Genomic DNA, 20,442 nt, shown 5'->3' on the forward strand with positions numbered 1-20,442 from the left:
CTCCGGCGCACGCTCTCGCGACGGTCCGTCCGTCAGTCCCGCAGAAGGGCCATCGCGACGGCGTCGAAGTACTTGCCGTCCAGCCTGAAGGCGCGGCGCAGCAGGCCTTCGGCCGCGAAGCCGTGACGTTCGTACAGCGCCCTGGCTCTTGCGTTGTCGCAGCGCACGGACAGTTCGATGCGGGTAAGACCGGATGCCCAGGCCGCCTCCACGGCAGCGCGCAGGAGCGCCGAACCAATGCCTCGTCCTCTTGCCTCCGAGACGACGCCCATTCCCAGGTGACCGACATGCGCGCGCGCTTGACCATGCGTCGGCAGGACGTCGCACCATCCGACGACCAGGCCTTCCACAGTGGCCACCCGAAGGCACCATCGGTTGGTGAGCACGGCGGTGTAGAAGGCCAACGCTTGTTCTGGGGGTGGCGCCTCCGTGAAGGCAAGGAAGCGCCGCTCGCGTGCAACGGAGTCCAGCGCCTCTCGAAGGCCGGGAAAGTGGCGCTCTTCCAACGGTTCGATCGATAGCGTCATGGTGCGTACGGCCGTTGCGTGGAACGGGGTCTCCGCCACAAATAACTCGGCATGGACTGAATGCCCGGATTTTGCAGCAGCGCCGACGGCAGGCGGCCGAAGGGCCATCGCCACATGAAATGCATATACTTCGTATACGTTTCATACAAAGGCCATCCATGGGTATCGTCAAGATTTCAGACCTGATGCACGAGAACCTGCGTGTCGCAGGGAATGCTCTCAGCCGGTCGATCAATGCGCAGGCAGAGCACTGGATGCGGGTCGGCATGCTGACCGAGATGCATCCGGAACTGGACCACCGCGAGATCTGCCAGCTGTTGATACGGGCCGAACTCGCGGGGGGGCTGGACATCACCATGGCTGCCACGCCCCAACCGGGCAAGCCTCGCGCGGCTGCGACGAGAAAGCACTGATGGCGCACGACGTGCCCATCCAATCCGCCGAACAACTGGAGATGGCGCGGCGGGCCGGCCGGCTTGCTGCGGAAGTCCTCGGCATGATCGCGCCCCATGTCGTGCCGGGTGTGAGCACGGAGACGCTCGACCGGATCTGCCACGAGCACATCGTGAATGTCCAGGGTGCCATTCCCGCCAACGTCGGGTACCAGGGCTATCCCAAGACCATCCTCACCTCCGTCAACCAGGTGGTGTGCCACGGCATCCCGTCCGCGAGCAAGATCCTGAAGAGGGGCGACATCGTCAACATCGATGTCGCCGTCATCCAGGATGGCTGGTTCGGCGACACCAGCCGCATGTACTTCGTCGGCGAGCCCAGCCCCCTGGCTCGGCGTCTGGTGGAGACAAGCTACGAAGCCCTGCTGGCCGGCATTCGGCAGGTGAAGCCCGGCGCGACGCTGGGCGATGTCGGCCATGCCATCCAGTCGGTCGCGCAACGCGAGCACTTCAGCGTGGTGCGCGAATACTGCGGGCACGGCATCGGGCAGATCTACCACGACGAGCCGCAGGTGCTGCACTACGGGCGGCGCGGAGACGGGCTCCGGCTCGAGGCGGGGATGGTCTTCACCATCGAGCCGATGCTCAACGCCGGCCAGCGCGAAACCCGTCAATTGCCCGATGGGTGGACGGTCGTGACCAAGGACCGGTCCCTGTCCGCGCAGTGGGAGCACATGGTCGCGGTCACGCCCGAGGGTTACGAGGTGTTGACGCCGTGGCCGGGCGGCACGGGCTCCTACGCGCCGGTCTGAAGCTCAATGGCCCCTTCGCCTTGGGGCCGCGCACGCAGTGCATCGACCTCGGCCTGCAACGCCTCCAGCTTTTCCCGGAGCGGGCGGACCGCCTCGGTGACCTGTTCCTCCGTGAAGCGTGGCGTGATGTGCTGCGGGCAGTTCCAGTCGAAAGCCTCCAGCCGCACGCGGAAGATGCGCTCGAGCTTGGCCTTGTAGCCCGGCACGGTGACGAGCGCCGTGAGCGCAGGGTCGGCATCGAGCGCGACGGCTTCGATGTGCGCGTAGATCTTCAGGCGTGCGCGATGGGCATAGTCCATCAGGAACAGGCTCGCGCGGTCGGTGGCCGCGAGGTTGCCCGTGCTGATGTACTGGCGATTGCCTCGGTAGTCGGCGAAGGCCAGCGTCCGGTCGTCGACCACCTTGAGAAAGCCACGCGGGCCGCCACGGTGCTGGACGTAGGGCCATCCTGTTTCCGACACCGTGGCCAGGTAGAAGCTGTCGCGTTCGGCGATGAAGGCGGCCTCGTTCTCGGTGAAGCGGTCGAAGTCGCGGTGCCCCTTGAAGTCCTGCCACAGGTGATCGGCGCCCATCGACGCCTGCGCTGCCCGGACGCTGGGTGTCGATGCGATGTCCATGAAACCGTAAGCCATGCCAACCTCCAATCGATGAAGGCTCGATGGTGCGCCCTTCCATTCAACTTGATAATCCAGCGATTTCAGGAAACTCTCTCCCGAATTTCGGAAGGATGATCGATGGACCGCCTGGAAGCCATGTCGATGCTGGTGTCGGTCACCGAGACGGGCAGCCTGTCGGCGGCGGCGCGTGGGTTGCGGGTCCCGCTGGCCACGCTCAGCCGCAAGATTTCGGAGCTCGAGGCACGGCTGGGTGCGCGGCTGCTGATCCGCACCACGCGCAAGCTCACGCTGACCGATGCCGGCGTGGCCTACGTCGCCGCGGCCCGCCGCATCCTCGAACAGGTCGAGGAGGCCGAGCACGCCGCCGCCGGCGAATTCATGGAACCCAAAGGCCAACTGGTGGTGACCGCGCCGATCATGTTCGGCCGCCTGCACGTGCTGCCCGTCGTGGCCGACTTCCTGGCGGCCTTCCCCGCGATCGACGTTCGGCTCGTGCTGTCCGACCGCCATGTGAACCTGGTCGACGACCATGTCGACATGGCCGTGCGCATCGGCCAGCTCCCGGACAGTTCGATGGTGGCGACCGCCATCGGCACGATGCGGATGGTGACCTGCGCCAGCCCTGCGCTGCTCGCGGCGCAGGGCGTGCCGCAGGCGCCCACCGATCTGCTTCGCTTCGCGTGCGTGGCGGTCGACACGCCCCTGCCCTCGCCGTCCTGGCGCTTCCGACACCCGCGCTCAGGAACGGCCATCGACGTGCCCATCCGGCCACGCCTGTCGGTGACGACGACGGAGGCCGCCGCCGACGCAGCGAGCCTGTCCGTGGGCGTGACGCGCCTGCTGCACTACCAGGCCGTCGAGGCCATCGGGCGCGGCGCGCTTCGGATCGTTCTGGAAGCCTACGAACCGGAGCCTGCCCCCGTGCACCTCGTGCATGTCTCGCGCGGGCAGATGCCGCTCAAAATGCGCCGGTTTCTCGATGTCGCGGCGCCGCGGCTGAGAGAGGCGATCGAGGCTGGCCTCTCGTCATCAGCGTGAGGCGTCGGCGACTTCCCGCAGCAAGCGCGCTGCGTGGTCGGTATCGGCATCGGCCCAGGAAAAGCCGGCGTCGGGGTAGTGACCCATCCAGTCGCGGTAGCGCACCAGGCCGGCGCGCACGCCGCGGTAATGCGCGAAGTCAGGGCCGTACTCGGTGTTGGCCGACCAGTGCGTGGCGACCACCGGCGTACCCATCTCCAGGAACTCGCGGATGTTCAGGCCGTAGGCCTCGGCGCGGTGCAGCGACACATAGACGTCGGCCATCCGCTGGAACGCGACCTGCTCGGCATCGGAGAAGTCCTGCCGCACCAGCCGGATGTTGCCAGCCGCGCCGATCATCTCGCGCAACTCATGCTCGACCACCCGCGTCGCCGACGAACAGCGCATCTTGATCAGCAGGACATGCTCGGCGCTGTCGCCGAAGGCCTTCTGCCAAGCCTCGACGTGGGCCCAGGGGTTCTTGCGTTCCGGGCACATCTTGATGTCCATGATCGCGATGCCGAGGAAGGCGGCGGCAGGCACATGGAACGCGGCGCGCTCGGTCGCCGCGATCGAAAGGTCGACCATGACGTGGTGCGGCACGACGACCACGGGCAAAGTCGAGGCGTTGCGGATCGCAGCCTGCGAAAAGGCAGAGGGCGTCCAGACCTCGTCGACGATGCGCAGCGCAAAGCGCCAGGCACGCGGGAAAACCTCGTTCTCCCAGGCCCAAAGCCCGGTGCGGTGGGCCCCGGCAAGCTGCTCGGGGCTGAACAGCCGGAGCGCACGCCGATAGCGATTCGGCTGGCACAGCAGATACAGGCGCGACACCGTGCCCAGGTCACGGCCATCGACGGCAGGCATACCGGCAGGCTGCGGTGACAAACTGAGCAGGACCAGGCCGGGATGCCGACGCTGCAGCCGCACGGCTTCGTAATGCGCGGCCCGAGACAGCCCGGTCTTGCCGCCGAAATCCCCGACGGCCACCACGCACCCCTGGTCTTCCGCTAGCAAGATCGTCGCCGGATCGCGGCGGTAGGGCTTCGACGCGCGCCAGTTGGCGAGCCCCAAACGCCAGCGCTTGAGCGGTTGGCCGAGCCGGTGCGCGAGCAGTCCGGCCGTCCATCGCCGCAGCGTGCGTGGGAAGCGGCGAAAGGCCAATGGCGAAAGCGGGACGGGAAACAGCGGGTCTGGGTCGAGCGAGGGCATCAAGGCGTGGCGTGCGAGCGGCGGAGCGCGATCCTACCCGGCCGTTCATCCGACCACGGGCAGCACCGAGCGCCTTCGGCCATACTTTTCCCATGACCCATTCCTTCTTCCAGCCGCCCGCGCAAGACGCCTATGTGCTGCGCAACCTGCGCGCCCCGCGCTGCCTGCTCAAGGCCGACCTGCCGGCGGTCGAGCCACGCAGCGACGGCGACCTGATCGCCGTCGACCTGCGCATCGCCCACGGCTGCATCGACGCGATCGCGCCGGCCGGCAGCTTCGACGCCGCCAGCGGGCCCGACCTCGACGCCTCGATGGTGCTGCCCGGCATGGTCGACGTGCACACCCACCTCGACAAGGGCCACATCTGGCCGCGCCAGCCCAACCCCACCGGTGACGGGGCCGGTGCGGGCGCAGCGACCGGTCGCGACCGTACCGCCAACTGGCATGCCGACGACGTGCGACAGCGCATGGACTTCGGCCTGCGCACCGCCTACGCCAAGGGCGTGGTCGCGATCCGCACCCACCTCGACTCCCTGGCCCCGCAGGCCGCGATCTCGTTCCCGGTGTTCCGCGAGATGCGCGAGCGCTGGGCAGGCCGCATCGAACTGCAGGCCTCCTCCATCGCGCCGCTCAACATCTTTCTGACCGACGAAGGCCGGCAGTTGGCCGACATCGTGGCCGAGAGCTGCGGACGGCTGGGCTGCGTCACCAAGTCGATGACCTACCCCGCCGACACGATGCCGCCCGATCTGGACGAGGCGCTGGTGCGCGTGTTCCAGCTGGCGGCGGAGCGCGGGCTCGATCTCGACCTGCATGTCGACGAGTCGACCGACCCGGCCGCGCGCGCGCTGATTCGCGTGGCGCGCACGGCCATCGCGCAGAAGTTCAAAGGCCGCATCCTGTGCGGCCACGTGACCTCGCTCGCGCTGCAGACCGACGACTTCATCGAGGAGACGATCGCGGCCTGCAAGGAAGCCGGCATCGACATCGTAAGCCTGCCGACGGTCAACATGTATCTGCAGGACCGCAGCCCCCAGGCACGCACCCCGCGCTGGCGCGGCGTGACGGTGCTGCACGAGATGAAGGCACGCGGCCTGCGGGTGGCGGTGGCCGGCGACAACTGCCGCGACCCCTTCTATGCCTACGGCGACCACGACATGCTCGACACCTTCACGCAGGCCGTGAAGATCCTGCACCTGGACCATCCGCTGGGCGACTGGATCCGCGCCGCGACGGAAACGCCGGCGGCCATCATGGGCCTCGACCGCGGCATTCTCAAGGTCGGCGGGCCGGCCGACCTGCTGGTGCTCAAGGCGCGCAGCTATTCCGAGATGCTCGCCCGCACGCAGTTCGACCGGACGGTGATCCGCGCGGGGCGCGCCATCGACACCACGCTGCCCGACTACCGCGAGCTCGACGCCCTGATGGCCGCCTAGGGCCTGTTAATGCTATTCCCGGAGATTGCGTTGCCCGGCCCAGGGGCTGGATGCAAGGCGCCCGCGCGCAGCAAGGCTGAAGCCTTGCAAGCGCGGGCAACGCCGCAGACGGCCCCTGCGCCGGGCAACCCGAAGGGAAGGCATGCCCAGGCCGGCCACTCGGTGTTGCGCTCCTTGATCGGCCCGCCTGGGCATGCCTTCGCAACGCCGGAAATAGCGTCAACAGGCCCTAGATCGCCGCCACGCTGCCCGTCACCGGCAGCACGATGCCGGTGATGTAGCCGGCACACACCGGCGAGGCCAGGAAGACGTACGCCGGCGACAGCTCTTCCGGCTGCGCCACGCGCTTGAAGTCGGTCTCCTTACCGAACTTCTTCACGTCGGCTGCCTTCTTGTCGGCCGGGTTGAGCGGTGTCCACACCGGCCCCGGCGCCACCGCGTTGACGCGGATGCCGCGGTCGATCACGTTGAGCGCCAGCGCCTTGGTGAAGGCATGGATGGCGCCCTTGGTGGCCGAATAGTCGATGAGGTTCCGGCTGCCCTGCAGGCCGGTGCGCGAACCGGTGTTGATGATCGACGCGCCGGTCTTCATGTGCGGCAGCGCCGCGCGCGCCATGCGCATGTAGCCGCCGATGTTGGTCTGCAGCGTGAGGTCCATGCGCTCGTCGCTGATGTCTTCCAGCGCGTCGGCATGCATCTGGAAGGCGGCGTTGTTCACCAGCACGTCGAGCCGGCCGAAGGCCTTGACGGTGCGTTCGACGGCGCGCTGGCAGAAGGCGGACTTGCGCACGTCGCCCTGGATCAGCAGGCAGCGCCGGCCTTCGGCCTCGATAGCGGCCTGGGTTTCTTCCGCATCGGCCTTCTCCGCGCTCAGGTAGACGATCGCGACGTCGGCGCCCTCGCGTGCGAACAGCACCGCTACGGCGCGGCCAATGCCCGAATCGCCGCCAGTCACGATGGCGCTCATGCCGGCGAGTTTGCCGCTGCCTTGGTAGCCGGGCGCCGTGTAGCGCGGCCGCAGCGCCATGTCCTTCTCACGGCCGGGCTTGGCGAGTTTCTGGCCGGTCAGCGTCTCGGGCTGCACGCGAGCGCCGGCCTGCACGGCCTTCGTCGTCTTGCGCGGCGCGGGCGCGGCGCGGTCCCGCGCGTCCTGGCTGCGCTGAATGGCGCGGTGGGTGTCGACGAGCGAACGGGTGCCTGTCTTCGAGGCGGGGGTGCGGGCCATGCAGCGACTCCTGGACTTGGAAAGTGAAAAGACGATGCTTCCGCCGCCGCGTGTGCCGTGCTGTCGTCCAATGCCGCATGTGGACCGAAAGAATGCGCACAAATGCCCGTCGACCAAGGGCTTTTCGGGATTCGTCAGGTGCTGCTCAGCCGATAAGATCGCGCCCTTTCGACCCTCCGGAGTGTTTGCATCATGAAGAAATTGCTCGCCCTGACCGCACTCGCCACGATGGCCACGGGCGCCCTGGCCCAGGACTTCCCGGGCGGCAAGCCCATCACCATCGTGGTGCCCTTCGCGGCCGGCGGCCCGACCGACCGCGTCGCGCGCGACCTGGCCGAAGCGCTGCGCAAGCCGCTCGACGGTGTGAGCATCGTCGTGGACAACACCGCCGGCGCCGGCAGCACCATCGGCAACGCCAAGGTGGCCCGCGCCAAGAACGACGGCTACACCCTGCTGCTGACGCACGTGGGCATGGCCACGACGCCGGTGCTCTACCGCAAGCTGCCCTACAACTACGAGACCGACTTCGAGTACCTGGGCATGATCAACGACGTGCCCATGACCATCATCGGCAAGCCGCAGCTCGAAGCGAAGAACTTCAAGGAAATGCGCGAGTGGATCGGCAAGAACCCGGGCAAGGTCAACCTGGGCAATGCCGGCATCGGTTCGGCCTCGCACCTGTGCGGCCTGCTGTTCCAGAACGAACTCAAGACCGAGATGACCACCGTGCCGTACAAGGGCACGGCACCGGCCATCGCCGACCTGCTGGGCGGCCAGATCGACCTGCTGTGCGACCAGACCACCAACACCACGAGCCAGATCGAAGCCAAGAAGGTCAAGCCCTACGCCGTGACCACACTCAAGCGCCTGACCACGCCGGCGCTCAAGGACATCCCGACGGCCGACGAATCGGGCCTCAAGGGCTTCCAGGTGACGATCTGGCACGGCCTGTACGCGCCCAAGGGCACGCCGGCACCGGTGCTCAAGAAGCTGAACGACGCCCTGAAGGTTGCGCTGAAGGACCCGGAGTTCATCAAGAAGGAAGAAGGCCTGGGCGCGGTCGTGGTGACCGACAACCGCGTGGAGCCGGCCGAGCACAAGAAGTTCGTGATGTCCGAAGTCGCCCGCTTCGGCCCGGTCATCAAGGCTGCCGGCGCGTACGCGGACTGATCGCCAACCGCCATCGCCACGAGCCGCCGCGCCTTCGGGTCCGGCGGCTTTTTTTCGCTCCCGTTCCGGGTTACTCCGCGCAGACCGTACCGGATGCGCCGCCTACGATTCCGGCCACGAAAAGCATGCGCCCCGCGTGCGCCGGAGATTCATGGATTCGCACTTTCCCGACCCCGGACGGGCGCTCGCGCTCTACCGCACCATGGCGCGCATCCGCGCCTTCGAGAACGCCGCCGAGATCGCGAGCCAGGGCGGCGTCAGCGCGTACGGCCAGCAGGCCACCGGCAGCGTTCGCGTCCGCGGGCCGCTGCACCTGTCGACCGGGCAGGAGGCCGTGCCCGCCGGCGTGTGCGTGCACCTGAAGCCGGCCGATTACCTCACCTCGACCCATCGCGGCCATGGCCATACGCTGGCCAAGGGCGCCGACCTGCGTCGCATGATGGCCGAGCTCTTCGGCAAGGCGACCGGCTTCAACGGCGGCAAGGGCGGCTCGATGCACATCGCCGATTTCTCGGTGGGCATGCTGGGCGCGAATGGCGTGGTGGCGGCGGGGCTGCCGATCGCCGTGGGTGCGGCACATGCGCAGAAGCTCCAGAAGAAGGACGCGATCACCGTGTGCTTCTTCGGCGACGGCGCGATCAACCGCGGGCCCTTTCTTGAATCGCTCAACTGGGCGCAGGTGTATGGCCTGCCGGTGCTCTTCGTCTGCGAGGACAACCGCTGGAGCGCCACCACCGCCAGCGGCCCGATGACGGCGGGCGACGGCGCGTCGGCCCGCGCCGAGGCGCTCGGCATCGCCGCGACGCAGGTCGACGGCAACGACGTGTTCGCGGTGCATGCCGCCGCCGCCCGGCTGGTGGACACGGTGCGCAGCGGCAGCGGGCCGCGCCTGCTGCACGCACTGACCTACCGGGTGAAGGGCCACGTGTCGGTCGACCCCGCGGCCTACCGCGACCCGGCCGAACTGGCCGCGGCGCTGGACACCGACCCGATCGCCCGGGCGCGCGCCGCCTGCCTGCGTGCGGGCATCGCAGCAGCGGCCCTCGACGGCACCGATGCCGATGCGCATGCGGAAGTCGAGGCCGCACTGGTGGCTGCCGCCGAAGCGCCCTGGCCTGATGCCGCCGCCGCCTTCACCGATGTCCAGACCACCGGAGCCGGCCAATGGCACTGACAACCGCTCCTGTCGACATGAGCTACGCCGAAGCCGCCGCGCTCGCGGTGCAGCGCGAGATGGAAGCCGACCCGAAGGTGGTCGTGATCGGCGAGGACGTCGGCCGCGGCGGCATCTTCGGCCAGTACAAGGGCCTGCAGCAGCGCTTCGGCGACCAGCGCGTGATCGACACGCCGATCAGCGAGGCGGCGATCATGGGCGCCGGCGTCGGCATGGCGCTGGCCGGCCTGCGCCCGGTGGTCGAGATGCGTGTGGTCGACTTCGCGCTGTGCGGCATGGACGAATTGGTCAACCAGGCCGCCAAGAACCGCTTCATGTTCGGCGGCCAGGGCCGTGTGCCGCTGGTCGCGCGCATGCCGGGCGGCATCTGGGACGCCTCGGCCGCGCAGCATTCGCAGTCGCTCGAAGCCTGGTTCGCGCACATGCCGGGCCTGGTGGTGGTGTGCCCGTCGACCCCGCAGGACAACCACGCCCTGCTGCGCGCGGCGATGCAGTGCGGCGACCCGGTGGTCTACATCGAGCACAAGGCGCTGTGGGGCCTGCGCGAACCGGTCGACGAAACGGTCACGATCCCGCTGGGGCAGGCCGCGCGGCTGCGCGAAGGCACCGCACTCACGCTGGTGAGCTGGGGCAAGCAGGTGCATGCCTGCGCCGAAGCCTGCGCCGCCCTGGCCGACCAGGGCATCGCCATCGACCTGATCGACCTGCGCACGCTGTGGCCGTGGGACCGCGAAACGGTGCTCGAATCCTGCGGCCGGACGCAGCGCCTGCTGGTGGTGCACGAGGCGGTGCAGGCGGCCGGCTTCGGCGCCGAGATCGCCGCGACGGCGGCCGAGGCCACCGGCTGCCGCATCGCGCGGCTCGGCGCACCGCGCATTCCGGTCGGCTACGCGGCGGTGCTGGAGGCGCAGTCGCGCGTCGGCGCCGAGGCAATCTCGGCGGCGGCGCGCCGGCTGGTCGACTGACGTTATCGGCATCGCGGCGCGTTTCTGAACGGGGGTTTTACCTGCGACACCGCGCCGGGCTTCGCCTGTACAACCCCGGGATGAACTTTTCCACCCGTCGCTCCCGCCGCGCCGTCCTTTCCGCTACGGCGGCCGGCGCCCTTCTCCTGCTGTCCGCGCCCACCTGGGCACAGGGCGCCTGGCCCAACAAGCCGGTGCGCATCGTCGTGCCCTTCGCGGCCGGCGGCACCACCGACATCCTCGCGCGCGCGATGGCGCCCGAGCTCTCGAAGGCGCTCGGCCAGCAGTTCATCGTCGACAACCGCGCGGGCGCCGGCGGCAACGTGGGCAGCGACATCGTCGCCAAGGCGCCGAACGACGGCTACACGCTGCTGATGGGCACCGTGGGCACGCACGGCATCAACCGCGCGCTCTACCCCAAGCTACCCTTCGACCCGATCAAGGATTTCGTGCCGATCACGCTCGTGGCCGCCGTGCCGAACGTGATGGAGATGAACACCGACAAGGCGAAGGAACTGAACATCCACAACGTCCAGGACTTCATCAAGTACGCCAAGGCCAACCCGGGCAAGCTCAACATGGCGTCCAGCGGCAGCGGCACCTCGATCCACCTGGCCGGCGAGCTGTTCAAGAGCATGACGGGCAGCTTCATGACGCACATCCCGTACAAGGGCTCGGGCCCGGCCCTGATGGACATGGTCGGCGGCAACGCCGACGTGATGTTCGACAACCTGCCGTCGTCGATGCAGCAGATCAAGGGCGGCAAGCTCGTGGCGCTGGCCGTGACCAGTTCGAAGCGATCGCCGGCGCTGCCCAATGTGCCGACGGTGGAAGAAGCCGGCGGCCCTCAGCTCAAGGGCTTCGAGGCCAGCTCATGGTTCGGCCTGCTGGCTCCGGCCGGCACCCCGCCCGAGATCGTCAACCGCATCCAGCAGGAAGTGGCCAAGTCGCTCGGCACGCCGGCGATGCAGGAAAAGCTCCTGGCCCAGGGCGCCATCCCCAGCGGAAACTCACCCGCCGAGTTCACCAAGCACATCGAGCGCGAGCACGCGAAGTGGGCGAAGGTGGTGAAGGACTCCGGCGCCAAGGTCGACTGAGGTCAGACGCCCCAGACGACGTCCTTGCCTTCGGCGGCGGAGCGCTTGAGCATGTCGATCAGCGGGGCGGCCCGCTGGTGCAGCGCGACATGCTCGCGCTCGGCAGTTTCTTCATGGTTCTCGGCAGCGAACGCATCGCCGTTGTGGCGGTGCTGTTCGTGCTCGCGGCCGACCGCGGCTTCGAGGGCCGAAACGGCCGCAGGGATCTGTTCGCTGGTGATGATGCCCTGCGGGCCGGGGGCCTTGCCGATGATGTCCAGCAACTGGCGCGCGTTGGGTTCGAGCATCACGACATCGGCGGTGGCCTGCGATTTGAAGCGGTAGAGCATGTTGTTTACTTGTAGATGAAGTCTCGGGCGAAAGGGTACACCGATTGCGCACCGCGCATCGGGCCCTTGGCCACATCGCCGTCCGGTCGCGTCGCCAGCATCTGGTGCAGCGAGATCCACCCGCGCTCGAAACTCATCGCCGAACCGGCCAGGTACAGCCGGTAGGCCCGCAGGATGCGCTCGGCGCGCGCGTCGTCGCCGCTGGTGCGACGGAGCACAGCGCGCGCCTCGTCGAGCTGCGCTTCCAGCGCGTCCGACCAGGCCCACAGCGTGCGCGCATAGTGCGGCCGCAGGTTCTCGGTGTCGACCATCTCCAGCCCGGCGCCGGCCATGTCGCGCAGCACCTGCGTCACGTGCAGCAGCTCACCGCCAGGGAAGATGTACTTCTCGATGAAGTCGCCCATGCCGGCGCCCAGTTGCTGGTAGTCGAGCCGGCCGGAGGTGATGCCGTGGTTCATGACCAGGCCGCCGGGCGCCAGCAGCGCGTAGATCTGCCGGAAGTAGGTCGGCATGTTGGCGCGACCGACGTGCTCGAACATCCCGACCGACGAGATCTTGTCGAAAGGCTGGGCCGGATCGAGTTCGCGGTAGTCGCGCAGCTCGACACGCACCCGTCCTTGCAAGCCCTTCTCTTCGATGAGCCGCGTGACGTGCGCATGCTGGTTCTTCGACAGCGTGATGCCGGTGGCGTCCACCCCGTAGTGCTCGGCCGCCCACAGCAACAGCCCGCCCCAGCCGGAGCCGATGTCGAGGAAGCGCTCGCCGGGCTGGAGCATGAGCTTGCGGCAGATGTGGTCGAGCTTGGCTTCCTGGGCCTGCGCGAGGGTGAGATCGCTGGTGCGGTAGTACGCGCACGAGTAGACCCGTCGCGCATCGAGCCAGAGCGCGTAGAAATCATCGGAGACGTCGTAATGGAACTCGATCTGCGCGGCGTCCTTGCCCAGCGTGTGCGAGCCGCGGGACTTGGCCCGCCGCATCATGCGCGACCACCAGCCGGTGTCCGTCTCGACCGGGTTGCCGGGCAGAAGGCCGGCTGCGGCATCGGTCAGGTCGCGCATGGCACCTTCGATCTGCACCCGTCCCTCGACATAGGCCTCGCCGATCGCCCCGACCTGTCGCGCGGCCAGCTTGGCGAGCGAGGTCCAGTCGGTGAAGGCCAGCGTCACCCGCGAGCCGGGCTGCGACACGGTCCTGCCGTCAGGCAGCTGGAGCGCGATGGGAACCGGCAGCGACGCCAGTTGGGATTCGATTTTGGGTATCAGGCTGGCCATGTCGATGATTTTTCCCAGCACCGCGACGCCCGTCAACCGACCGGTCCGGATGACCCTGTCCCCATTGACACCAGAATGTTTATGTCTAAACTATTTATTCATGAATATCCTCGCACCCGGACTCCAGCGCATCCTCTGCATCGGCGGCGGCCCCGCGGGGCTGTATTTCGCCCTGCTGATGAAGGCGCGGCACCCCCAGCTCGAGATCACCGTGGTCGAGCGCAATCGCCCGTTCGACACCTTCGGCTGGGGCGTGGTGCTGAGCGACCAGACGCTGGCCAACCTCCAGGTGGCCGAGGCCGGCACGGCCCGGATGATCGGCGAGTCCTTCCACCATTGGGACGACATCCAGGTCTTCTTCAAGGGTGGGCAGGTGCGCTCCGGCGGCCACGGCTTCTGCGGCATCGGCCGCAAGCGCCTGCTGAACATCCTGCAGGAGCGCTGCCTCGAACTGGGCGTGAACCTGGTCTTCGAAACCGACGCCACCGACGACCAGGCCCTGGCCGCGCAGTACCAGGCCGACCTGGTGATCGCCAGCGACGGCCTCAACAGCCGCATCCGCACGCGCTACGCCGAGGTCTACCAGCCCGACATCGACCTGCGCAAATGCCGCTTCGTCTGGCTCGGCACGCACCAGACCTTCGACGCCTTCACCTTCGCCTTCGAACAGACCGAGCACGGCTGGTTCCAGGCCCACGCCTACCAGTTCGACGACACGACCTCGACCTTCATCATCGAGACGCCGGAAGAAGTCTGGAAGGCGCACGGCCTCGACCAGATGGAGCAACCCGAGGCCATCGCCTTCTGCGAGAAGCTGTTCGCCAGGTACCTGGGGGGCCATTCGCTCATCAGCAATGCGTCGCACCTGCGCGGCTCGGCCAACTGGATCCGCTTCCCGCGCGTGATCTGCAAGCACTGGACGCACCGCGTCGACATCGAAGGCAAAACGGTGCCGGTCGTGCTGATGGGCGACGCGGCGCACACGGCCCACTTCTCGATCGGCTCCGGCACCAAGCTCGCCCTGGAAGATGCGATCGACCTGGCCGACGAGTTCGGTCACGGCGGCAGCATCGACGAAGTGCTGACCGGCTACGAGGCACGCCGCAGCGTCGAGGTGCTGAAGATCCAGAACGCCGCACGCAATTCGACCGAGTGGTTCGAGAACGTCTCGCGCTACACCGGCATGCAGATCGAGCAGTTCGCCTATTCGATGCTCACGCGGAGTCAGCGCATCAGCCACGAGAACCTGCGGCTGCGCGACGCGAAATGGCTGGGCGGCTACGAGAAGTGGCTGGCCGGCGGCCGGCAGATCCCGCCGATGCTCACACCGTTCAAGGTCCGCGGTCTCGAACTGAAGAACCGCATCGTCGTCTCGCCGATGGCGACCTACAGCGCGGTCGACGGCGTGCCGCAGGACTTTCACCTGGTGCACCTGGGCGCACGCGCCCTGGGGGGTGCGGCGCTGGTCTTCGTCGAGATGACCAGCCCGACGCCCGAAGGCCGCATCACGCCGGGCTGCCCTGGCCTCTACAGCGACGAACAGGCAAGCGCCTTCAAGCGCATCGTCGACTTCGTGCACGCGCAGAGCAGCGCGAAGATCGGCATGCAGCTGGGCCACAGCGGCCCCAAGGGCTCGACGCAGGTCGGCTGGGAAGGCACCGACGAACCGCTGCCTGCCGGCAACTGGCCATTGATGGCCGCGAGCGCCCTGGCCTATGGCGAGCAGAACCAGACGCCGACCGCGATGACGCGCGCCGACATGGACCGGCTGCGCGACCAGTTCGTGGCGTCGACCCAGCGCGCGGCCGAGGCCGGCTTCGACTGGCTCGAGCTGCACTGCGCGCACGGCTACGTGCTCGCGTCCTTCCTCAGCGCGCTCACCAACCAGCGCACCGACGAATACGGCGGCGACATCGCGAACCGCGCGCGCTACCCGCTCGAAGTGTTCGCGGCCATGCGGGCCGCCTGGCCGGCGGAACGCCCGATGAGCGTGCGCATCTCGGCACACGACTGGGCCCCCGGTGGCAACACCGACGACGATGCGGTCGCGATCGCGCGCCTGTTCAAAGATGCGGGTTGCGACTTCATCGACGTGTCGTCCGGCCAGACCACCCGCGCCGCGAAGCCGGTCTACGGCCGCATGTACCAGACGCCCTTTGCCGACCGCATCCGCAACGAGGTCGGTATCGCGACCATCGCCGTCGGCGCCATCACCGACGCCGACCAGGCCAACAGCATCATCGCGGCCGGCCGCGCCGACCTGTGCGCTGTCGCGCGCCCGCACCTGGCCGACCCGGCCTGGACGCTGCACGAAGCCGCCAAGCTGCAGAGCCGCTACGTCGACTGGCCCAAGCAATACACGGCAGGCCGCGACCAGATGTACCGCGAGATCGCCAAGCAGCAGGCGATGGCGGCGGTGCCGGTGAACGTCGCGAGCGAAGAGGAGCGCTGAATGGACCTCGAAGCCCGCGCCCACAGCGAACACCCCGACGAGTTGCGGCTGTGGCTGCGCCTGCTCACCTGCACGCAGCTCATCGAGAAGGCAGTGCGCAACGGCCTGCGCGAGCAGTTCGCGACCACGCTGCCGCGCTTCGACCTGATGGCGCAGCTCGAGCGCTCGCCCGAAGGCCTGAAGATGAACGAGCTGTCGCGCCGCATGATGGTGACCGGCGGCAACGTCACCGGCATCACCGACCAGCTGGTGGCCGAAGAACTGGTCGAGCGTGTCAATGTCGAGGGCGACCGGCGTGCCTGGCGCGTTCGCCTCACCGTGCGCGGCCGCAAGCTCTTCCATGAGATGGCACAGCAGCACGAGGCCTGGATCGTCGAGGCCTTTGCCGGCCTCAACGCCAAGGAGATCTCGCAACTTCACAAGCTGCTCGGCAAGGTCAAGCAGCACACCACCCCCTTCACGACAACGACGGAGACGGCATGAAGCACTACATCGGCGCGAGCAACCCCATGCACGCGCAATTCGAGGCGAAGGCCGGCTACACGGCCACGCACTTCCAGTGGTCCTACGAAGACGGCGTGGGCACCATCACGCTCAACCGGCCCGAGCGCAAGAACCCGCTGACCTTCCAGTCCTACGCCGAACTGCGCGACCTGTTCCGCGCGCTGCATTTCGCCACGGACGTGAAGGCGGTGGTCGTCACCGGCGCCGGGGGCAACTTCTGCTCGGGCGGCGACGTGCACGAGATCATCGGCCCGCTCACGAAGATGAGCATGCCGGAGATGCTGGAGTTCACCCGCATGACGGGCGACCTGGTGAAGGCGATCCGCCAGTGCCCGCAGCCGATCATCGGCGCGATCGACGGCATCTGCGCCGGCGCCGGCGCGATGATCGCGCTGGCCTGCGACATCCGCTACGGCACCCCGGCCGCGCGCACCGCCTTCCTGTTCACGCGCGTCGGCCTGGCCGGTGCAGACATGGGTGCCTGCGCCCTGCTGCCGCGCATGATCGGCCAGGGCCGCGCATCGGAACTGCTGTTCAGCGGCCGTTCGATGACGGCGGACGAAGGCCTCGCGTGGGGCTTCTTCAACGCGCTGCATCCGAGCGATGCGGTGCTCGGTGCGGCGACGCTGATGGCACGCGAGCTCGCGGCCGGCCCGACCTTCGCCCATGGCATGACGAAGACGATGCTGTCGCAGGAATGGTCGATGACCATCGAGCAGGCGATCGAATCGGAAGCCCAGGCACAAGCCATCTGCATGCAGACCGCGGACTTCACGCGCGCCTACGAGGCCTTCGCGGCCAAGCAGAAGCCGGTCTTCGGCGGAGACTGACATGTCTGCCTCCAAGGTCGATCCCTCGACGGCGCATCTCGCGCTCCCCTTCTTTGACGACGCGCACCGCGAACTCGCGCGCGGCCTGCTGCCGTGGGCCGCGGCGCAGGACGTGGACGAGCGCGATGACCGCGCCGCCTGCCGCGATTGGGTCAAGCGCCTGGGTGACGGCGGCTGGCTGCGCTACTGCGTGCCCGCCGCGTTCGGCGGTGCGCTCGACAAGCTCGACTCGCGCGCACTCGTGCTGCTGCGCGAGACGCTCGCCTTCCATTCGCCGCTGGCCGACTTCGCCTTCGCGATGCAGGGCCTGGGCAGCGGTGCGATCACGCTGGCCGGCAGTGCATCGCAGCAGGCCGAGTACCTGCGTGCCGTGGCGCGCGGCGACAAGATCGCAGCCTTCGCGTTGAGCGAACCGGAGGCCGGTTCCGACGTCGGCGCGATGGCGATGCAAGCCATCGACACCGGCGCCGCCTGGCGGCTCGACGGCGCGAAGACCTGGATCAGCAACGGCGGCATCGCCGATTTCTACTGCGTGTTCGCGAAGACTGACCCGACCGGCGGCACGCGCGGCATCACGGCCTTCATCGTCGATGCGGATGCGAAGGGCCTCGACACCCGCGAGCATATCCAGGTGATGGCACCGCATCCGCTCGCGACGCTGCGCTTTGGTGCCTGCGAAGTGCCGCACGGTGCACAGCTTGGCGAACGCAACGGCGGCTTCAAACTCGCGATGCGCACGCTCGACATCTTCCGCGCATCGGTGGCCGCTGCGGCGCTCGGCATGGCACGTCGTGCATTGAGCGAAGCCATCGCGCATGCGAAGTCGCGCCGCATGTTCGGGCAGACGCTGGCCGACTTCCAGCTCACGCAGGCCAAGCTCGGCGACATGGCCGCGCTCATCGACAGCGCCGCCCTGCTCACCTACCGCGCGGCGTGGATGCGCGACGAGGGCGAGCGCACCGGCCGGCCCTTTGGCGACTACACCGCAGCCGCCGCGATGGCCAAGATGTGCGCCACTGAAAACGCACAGCGCGTGATCGACATGGCGGTGCAGATGCACGGTGGCAGCGGCGTGCAAGTGGGCACGAAAGTTGAGAGTCTCTACCGCGACATCCGCGCGCTTCGCATCTACGAAGGCGCGACGGAAGTCCAGCAATTGATCATCGGCAAATCCGTCCTGCGGGAGTAGACCTTGAGCGCACAAATCGACCGTTTCGTCCACGACGGACTTCCCCCCCCCGAACTGCTCCCGGTCTTCCGTTATGACCTGCCGGAGCTGCAGTTGCCCGACCAGCTGAACCTGGTCGAGGAGCTGCTCGACAAGGCCGCGGCGAAGGGCTTCGCCGACAAGCCGATGCTGCGTTCACCCACGCGCACGCTCACCTATGCGCAGGCCGCCGTGGAAGTGAACCGCATGGCGCAGGTGCTGACGGAAGACCTCGGCCTGGTGCCGGGCAACCGCGTGCTCTTGCGCGGTGGCAATTCGATTCCGATGGCACTCGCATGGCTGGCAGTGGTGAAGGCCGGCCTCATCGCCGTGGCGACGATGCCGCTGCTGCGTGCGCGTGAACTGGGCGACATCATCGACAAGGCGAAGCCGGCGGTCGCGCTGTGCGAAGCCAAGCTCATCGACGAGATGCTCATCGCCCAACGCGCGAACCCCGTGCTGAAACAGGTCGTGGCCTTCAAGACCGACGCACCCGAGGGGCTCGAGGCGATGGCGGCCAAGAAGAGCGGCGTCTTCCCCGCATGCCCGACGGCCGCGGACGACATCGCGCTGCTCGCCTTCACGTCGGGCACCACCGGCAAGCCCAAGGCGCCAGCCACCACGCACCGCGATGTGCTCGCGATGTGCGAGACCTGGCCGCGCCACATCCTGAAGGCCACGAGCGACGACATCGTGATGGGCTCGCCGCCACTGGCCTTCACTTTCGGGCTCGGCGGTCTGCTGGTCTATCCGATGTGGGCCGGGTCGTCGATCTACTACCCCGACATCCCGTACACGCCGGAAGGCATGGTCAAGCTGATCAACGAGACCGGTGCGACCATCGTCTACACCGCGCCGACCTTCTACCGGCAGATGGCGCCCTTTGCGAAGCAGCACGGCGTGCCGACGTTGCGCATCACCGTGAGCGCGGGCGAGGCACTGCCGGATGCGACGCGACAGTTGTGGAAGGACGCGACCGGTATCGAGATGCTCGACGGCATCGGCGGCACCGAGGTGTTCCACATCTACATCTCGGCCGCAGGCCATGAGGTCAAGCGCGGCGCGATCGGCAAGGCCGTGCCCGGCTTCATCGCCAAGGTGGTCGACGACGACGGCAACGAGGTGCCGCGCGGCACTGTCGGCAAGCTCGCCATTCAGGGCCCGGTCGGCTGCCGCTACTTCGACGATGCGCGCCAGACCGCCTACGTGAAGAACGGCTGGAACTACCCCGGCGACGCCTTCATGCAGGACGACGACGGCTACTTCTTCTACCAGGCCCGCGCCGACGACATGATCATCACCGCCGGCTACAACGTCGGCGGCCCGGAGGTCGAGGACGCGCTGCTGCAGCACCCGGCCGTGGCCGAGTGCGGCGTCATCGGCAAGGCCGACGAGGACCGCGGCATGATCGTCAAGGCCTACTGCGTGCTCAAGCCCGGCCACACCGGCGACGCGGCCCTGTGCAAGGCGCTGCAGGACCACGTCAAGGCCTCCATCGCTCCCTACAAATACCCGCGCGAGATCGAATTCGTCGACGTGCTGCCCCGCACCGAGACCGGCAAGCTCCAGCGCTTCAAACTGAGACAGACATCATGATGAACAAGCTTCTTCAACCCGCCGGCTGGTTGCCGCCCAAGGGCTATGCCAACGGCATCGCCGCGCGCGGCACGCAGATCTTCGTCGGCGGCCAGATCGGCTGGAACGGCCAACAACAGTTCGAGACCGACGACTTCATCGCCCAGTGCGGGCAGGCGTTGCGCAACATCGCCGAGGTGCTGCGCGAGGCCGGTGCTGGGCCGGAGCACATGGTGCGCATGACCTGGTACATCACCGACCGCGACGAGTACAACGCACGTCTGAGCGAGTTGGGACCGGTCTACCGCGATGCGATGGGCAGGAATTTTCCGGCCATGACCTGCGTTCAGGTGGCGGCGCTGGTGGAAGCGCGTGCCAAGGTCGAGATCGAAGTCACGGCAGTGCTGCCGGACTGAGCAGAACAAAGTCGACGAGAAAGGGGCTGCGGCCCCTTTTCTTTGGCCCTATGCAGGCTGGCAGGCCGTTATTTTTTGCCCGATATTCATCGACAAAAACAAAAAGGCCCTGTTCGAAAACAGGGCCTTTCAATTTGGTTGCGCGAGCAAGATTTGAACTTGCGACCTTTGGGTTATGAGCCCAACGAGCTACCAGGCTGCTCCATCGCGCGGCAAG

At 67.7% G+C, this 20,442-nt stretch carries 20 protein-coding genes and 1 tRNA gene; 14 read left to right on the forward strand and 7 right to left on the reverse strand.

All coding sequences use genetic code 11. The features are described 5' to 3' along the window. Positions 1 to 32: 32 nt before the first annotated feature. Positions 33 to 527 (reverse strand): GNAT family N-acetyltransferase, encoded by a 495-nt coding sequence (locus QTH86_RS14620; RefSeq protein WP_286646949.1) that lies wholly within the window; start codon positions 525 to 527, stop codon positions 33 to 35. 158 nt (positions 528 to 685) lie between these two features. On the opposite strand from QTH86_RS14620, the gene QTH86_RS14625 reads away from it, so the two are divergent. Beyond that, on the forward strand, positions 686 to 940 hold the full coding sequence (locus QTH86_RS14625) for a ParD-like family protein (protein ID WP_286646950.1): 255 nt from the start codon (positions 686 to 688) through the stop codon (positions 938 to 940). After that, positions 940 to 1,731 carry a type I methionyl aminopeptidase gene (gene map / locus QTH86_RS14630; protein ID WP_286646951.1) on the forward strand — a complete coding sequence of 264 codons (792 nt, stop codon included), beginning with the start codon at positions 940 to 942 and terminating at the stop codon, positions 1,729 to 1,731. Before QTH86_RS14625 ends, map begins: the two co-directional genes overlap by 1 nt. Here the strand turns inward: map and QTH86_RS14635 are convergent. Further along, positions 1,716 to 2,363, reverse strand: coding sequence for a pyridoxamine 5'-phosphate oxidase family protein (locus QTH86_RS14635; RefSeq protein WP_286646952.1), 648 nt, complete (start codon positions 2,361 to 2,363; stop codon positions 1,716 to 1,718). The two genes, map and QTH86_RS14635, sit on opposite strands and share 16 nt — an antisense overlap. Positions 2,364 to 2,465: 102 nt before the next feature. Here QTH86_RS14635 and QTH86_RS14640 point away from each other — a divergent pair, with 102 nt between their 5' ends. After that, positions 2,466 to 3,386: a LysR family transcriptional regulator gene (locus QTH86_RS14640; RefSeq protein ID WP_286646953.1), complete on the forward strand. Its 921-nt coding sequence runs from the start codon at positions 2,466 to 2,468 to the stop codon at positions 3,384 to 3,386. Here QTH86_RS14640 and QTH86_RS14645 read toward each other — a convergent pair. After that, on the reverse strand, positions 3,378 to 4,574 hold the full coding sequence (locus QTH86_RS14645) for a glycosyltransferase (protein WP_286646954.1): 1,197 nt from the start codon (positions 4,572 to 4,574) through the stop codon (positions 3,378 to 3,380). The genes QTH86_RS14640 and QTH86_RS14645 overlap by 9 nt on opposite strands. 92 nt (positions 4,575 to 4,666) lie before the next feature. Here QTH86_RS14645 and QTH86_RS14650 point away from each other — a divergent pair, with 92 nt between their 5' ends. Then, positions 4,667 to 6,010 (forward strand): cytosine deaminase, encoded by a 1,344-nt coding sequence (locus QTH86_RS14650; protein WP_286646955.1) that lies wholly within the window; start codon positions 4,667 to 4,669, stop codon positions 6,008 to 6,010. A 229-nt stretch (positions 6,011 to 6,239) separates the two neighbouring features. On the opposite strand, the gene QTH86_RS14655 is transcribed toward QTH86_RS14650, so the two are convergent. Continuing rightward, positions 6,240 to 7,235 carry an SDR family oxidoreductase gene (locus QTH86_RS14655; RefSeq protein WP_286646956.1) on the reverse strand — a complete coding sequence of 332 codons (996 nt, stop codon included), beginning with the start codon at positions 7,233 to 7,235 and terminating at the stop codon, positions 6,240 to 6,242. A 192-nt stretch (positions 7,236 to 7,427) separates the two neighbouring features. On the opposite strand from QTH86_RS14655, the gene QTH86_RS14660 reads away from it, so the two are divergent. The 4 genes from QTH86_RS14660 (at position 7,428) to QTH86_RS14675 (ending at position 11,641) form a co-directional block, all read left to right on the forward strand. Beyond that, positions 7,428 to 8,405, forward strand: coding sequence for a tripartite tricarboxylate transporter substrate-binding protein (locus QTH86_RS14660; protein WP_286646957.1), 978 nt, complete (start codon positions 7,428 to 7,430; stop codon positions 8,403 to 8,405). A 151-nt stretch (positions 8,406 to 8,556) separates the two neighbouring features. Next, on the forward strand, positions 8,557 to 9,579 hold the full coding sequence (locus tag QTH86_RS14665; protein ID WP_286646958.1) for a thiamine pyrophosphate-dependent dehydrogenase E1 component subunit alpha: 1,023 nt from the start codon (positions 8,557 to 8,559) through the stop codon (positions 9,577 to 9,579). After that, positions 9,570 to 10,544, forward strand: coding sequence for an alpha-ketoacid dehydrogenase subunit beta (locus tag QTH86_RS14670; protein ID WP_286646959.1), 975 nt, complete (start codon positions 9,570 to 9,572; stop codon positions 10,542 to 10,544). Before QTH86_RS14665 ends, QTH86_RS14670 begins: the two co-directional genes overlap by 10 nt. A gap of 80 nt (positions 10,545 to 10,624) precedes the next feature. Next, the gene (locus tag QTH86_RS14675; RefSeq protein ID WP_286646960.1) at positions 10,625 to 11,641 is read left to right on the forward strand and encodes a Bug family tripartite tricarboxylate transporter substrate binding protein; all 1,017 of its coding nucleotides are present in this window, start codon (positions 10,625 to 10,627) and stop codon (positions 11,639 to 11,641) included. Positions 11,642 to 11,643: 2 nt separating this feature from the next. On the opposite strand, the gene QTH86_RS14680 is transcribed toward QTH86_RS14675, so the two are convergent. Continuing rightward, complete coding sequence (locus tag QTH86_RS14680) at positions 11,644 to 11,970, reverse strand: DUF1840 domain-containing protein (RefSeq protein WP_286646961.1); 327 nt, start codon at positions 11,968 to 11,970, stop codon at positions 11,644 to 11,646. A 5-nt stretch (positions 11,971 to 11,975) separates the two neighbouring features. Continuing rightward, positions 11,976 to 13,241 carry a class I SAM-dependent methyltransferase gene (locus tag QTH86_RS14685; RefSeq protein WP_286646962.1) on the reverse strand — a complete coding sequence of 422 codons (1,266 nt, stop codon included), beginning with the start codon at positions 13,239 to 13,241 and terminating at the stop codon, positions 11,976 to 11,978. A 100-nt stretch (positions 13,242 to 13,341) separates the two neighbouring features. Here QTH86_RS14685 and QTH86_RS14690 point away from each other — a divergent pair, with 100 nt between their 5' ends. The 6 genes from QTH86_RS14690 to QTH86_RS14715 are packed head-to-tail and all read left to right on the forward strand — an operon-like array spanning position 13,342 to position 20,225. Next, entirely contained in the window at positions 13,342 to 15,693 is a 2,352-nt protein-coding gene (locus QTH86_RS14690) for a bifunctional salicylyl-CoA 5-hydroxylase/oxidoreductase (protein WP_286646963.1), read from the forward strand. Next, a complete protein-coding gene (locus QTH86_RS14695; protein WP_286646964.1) occupies positions 15,694 to 16,176 on the forward strand; it encodes a MarR family winged helix-turn-helix transcriptional regulator in 483 nt (160 codons plus the stop codon). It abuts the gene before it with no gap. After that, positions 16,173 to 17,027, forward strand: coding sequence for an enoyl-CoA hydratase family protein (locus QTH86_RS14700; protein ID WP_286646965.1), 855 nt, complete (start codon positions 16,173 to 16,175; stop codon positions 17,025 to 17,027). Before QTH86_RS14695 ends, QTH86_RS14700 begins: the two co-directional genes overlap by 4 nt. Before the next feature lies 1 nt (position 17,028). Continuing rightward, a complete protein-coding gene (locus QTH86_RS14705; protein WP_286646966.1) occupies positions 17,029 to 18,216 on the forward strand; it encodes an acyl-CoA dehydrogenase family protein in 1,188 nt (395 codons plus the stop codon). Positions 18,217 to 18,219: 3 nt separating this feature from the next. Next, positions 18,220 to 19,830 carry an AMP-binding protein gene (locus QTH86_RS14710; protein ID WP_286646967.1) on the forward strand — a complete coding sequence of 537 codons (1,611 nt, stop codon included), beginning with the start codon at positions 18,220 to 18,222 and terminating at the stop codon, positions 19,828 to 19,830. Continuing rightward, complete coding sequence (locus QTH86_RS14715; RefSeq protein ID WP_140840873.1) at positions 19,827 to 20,225, forward strand: RidA family protein; 399 nt, start codon at positions 19,827 to 19,829, stop codon at positions 20,223 to 20,225. The genes QTH86_RS14710 and QTH86_RS14715 overlap by 4 nt, the downstream gene beginning before the upstream one ends. 135 nt (positions 20,226 to 20,360) lie before the next feature. Here the strand turns inward: QTH86_RS14715 and QTH86_RS14720 are convergent. Then, positions 20,361 to 20,437: transfer RNA gene (locus tag QTH86_RS14720), tRNA-Met, on the reverse strand. Between the last annotated feature and the right edge of the window lie 5 nt (positions 20,438 to 20,442).

The sequence above is a fragment of the Variovorax sp. J2L1-78 genome (genome assembly GCF_030317205.1).
Taxonomy (GTDB): domain Bacteria; phylum Pseudomonadota; class Gammaproteobacteria; order Burkholderiales; family Burkholderiaceae_C; genus Variovorax; species Variovorax arabinosiphilus.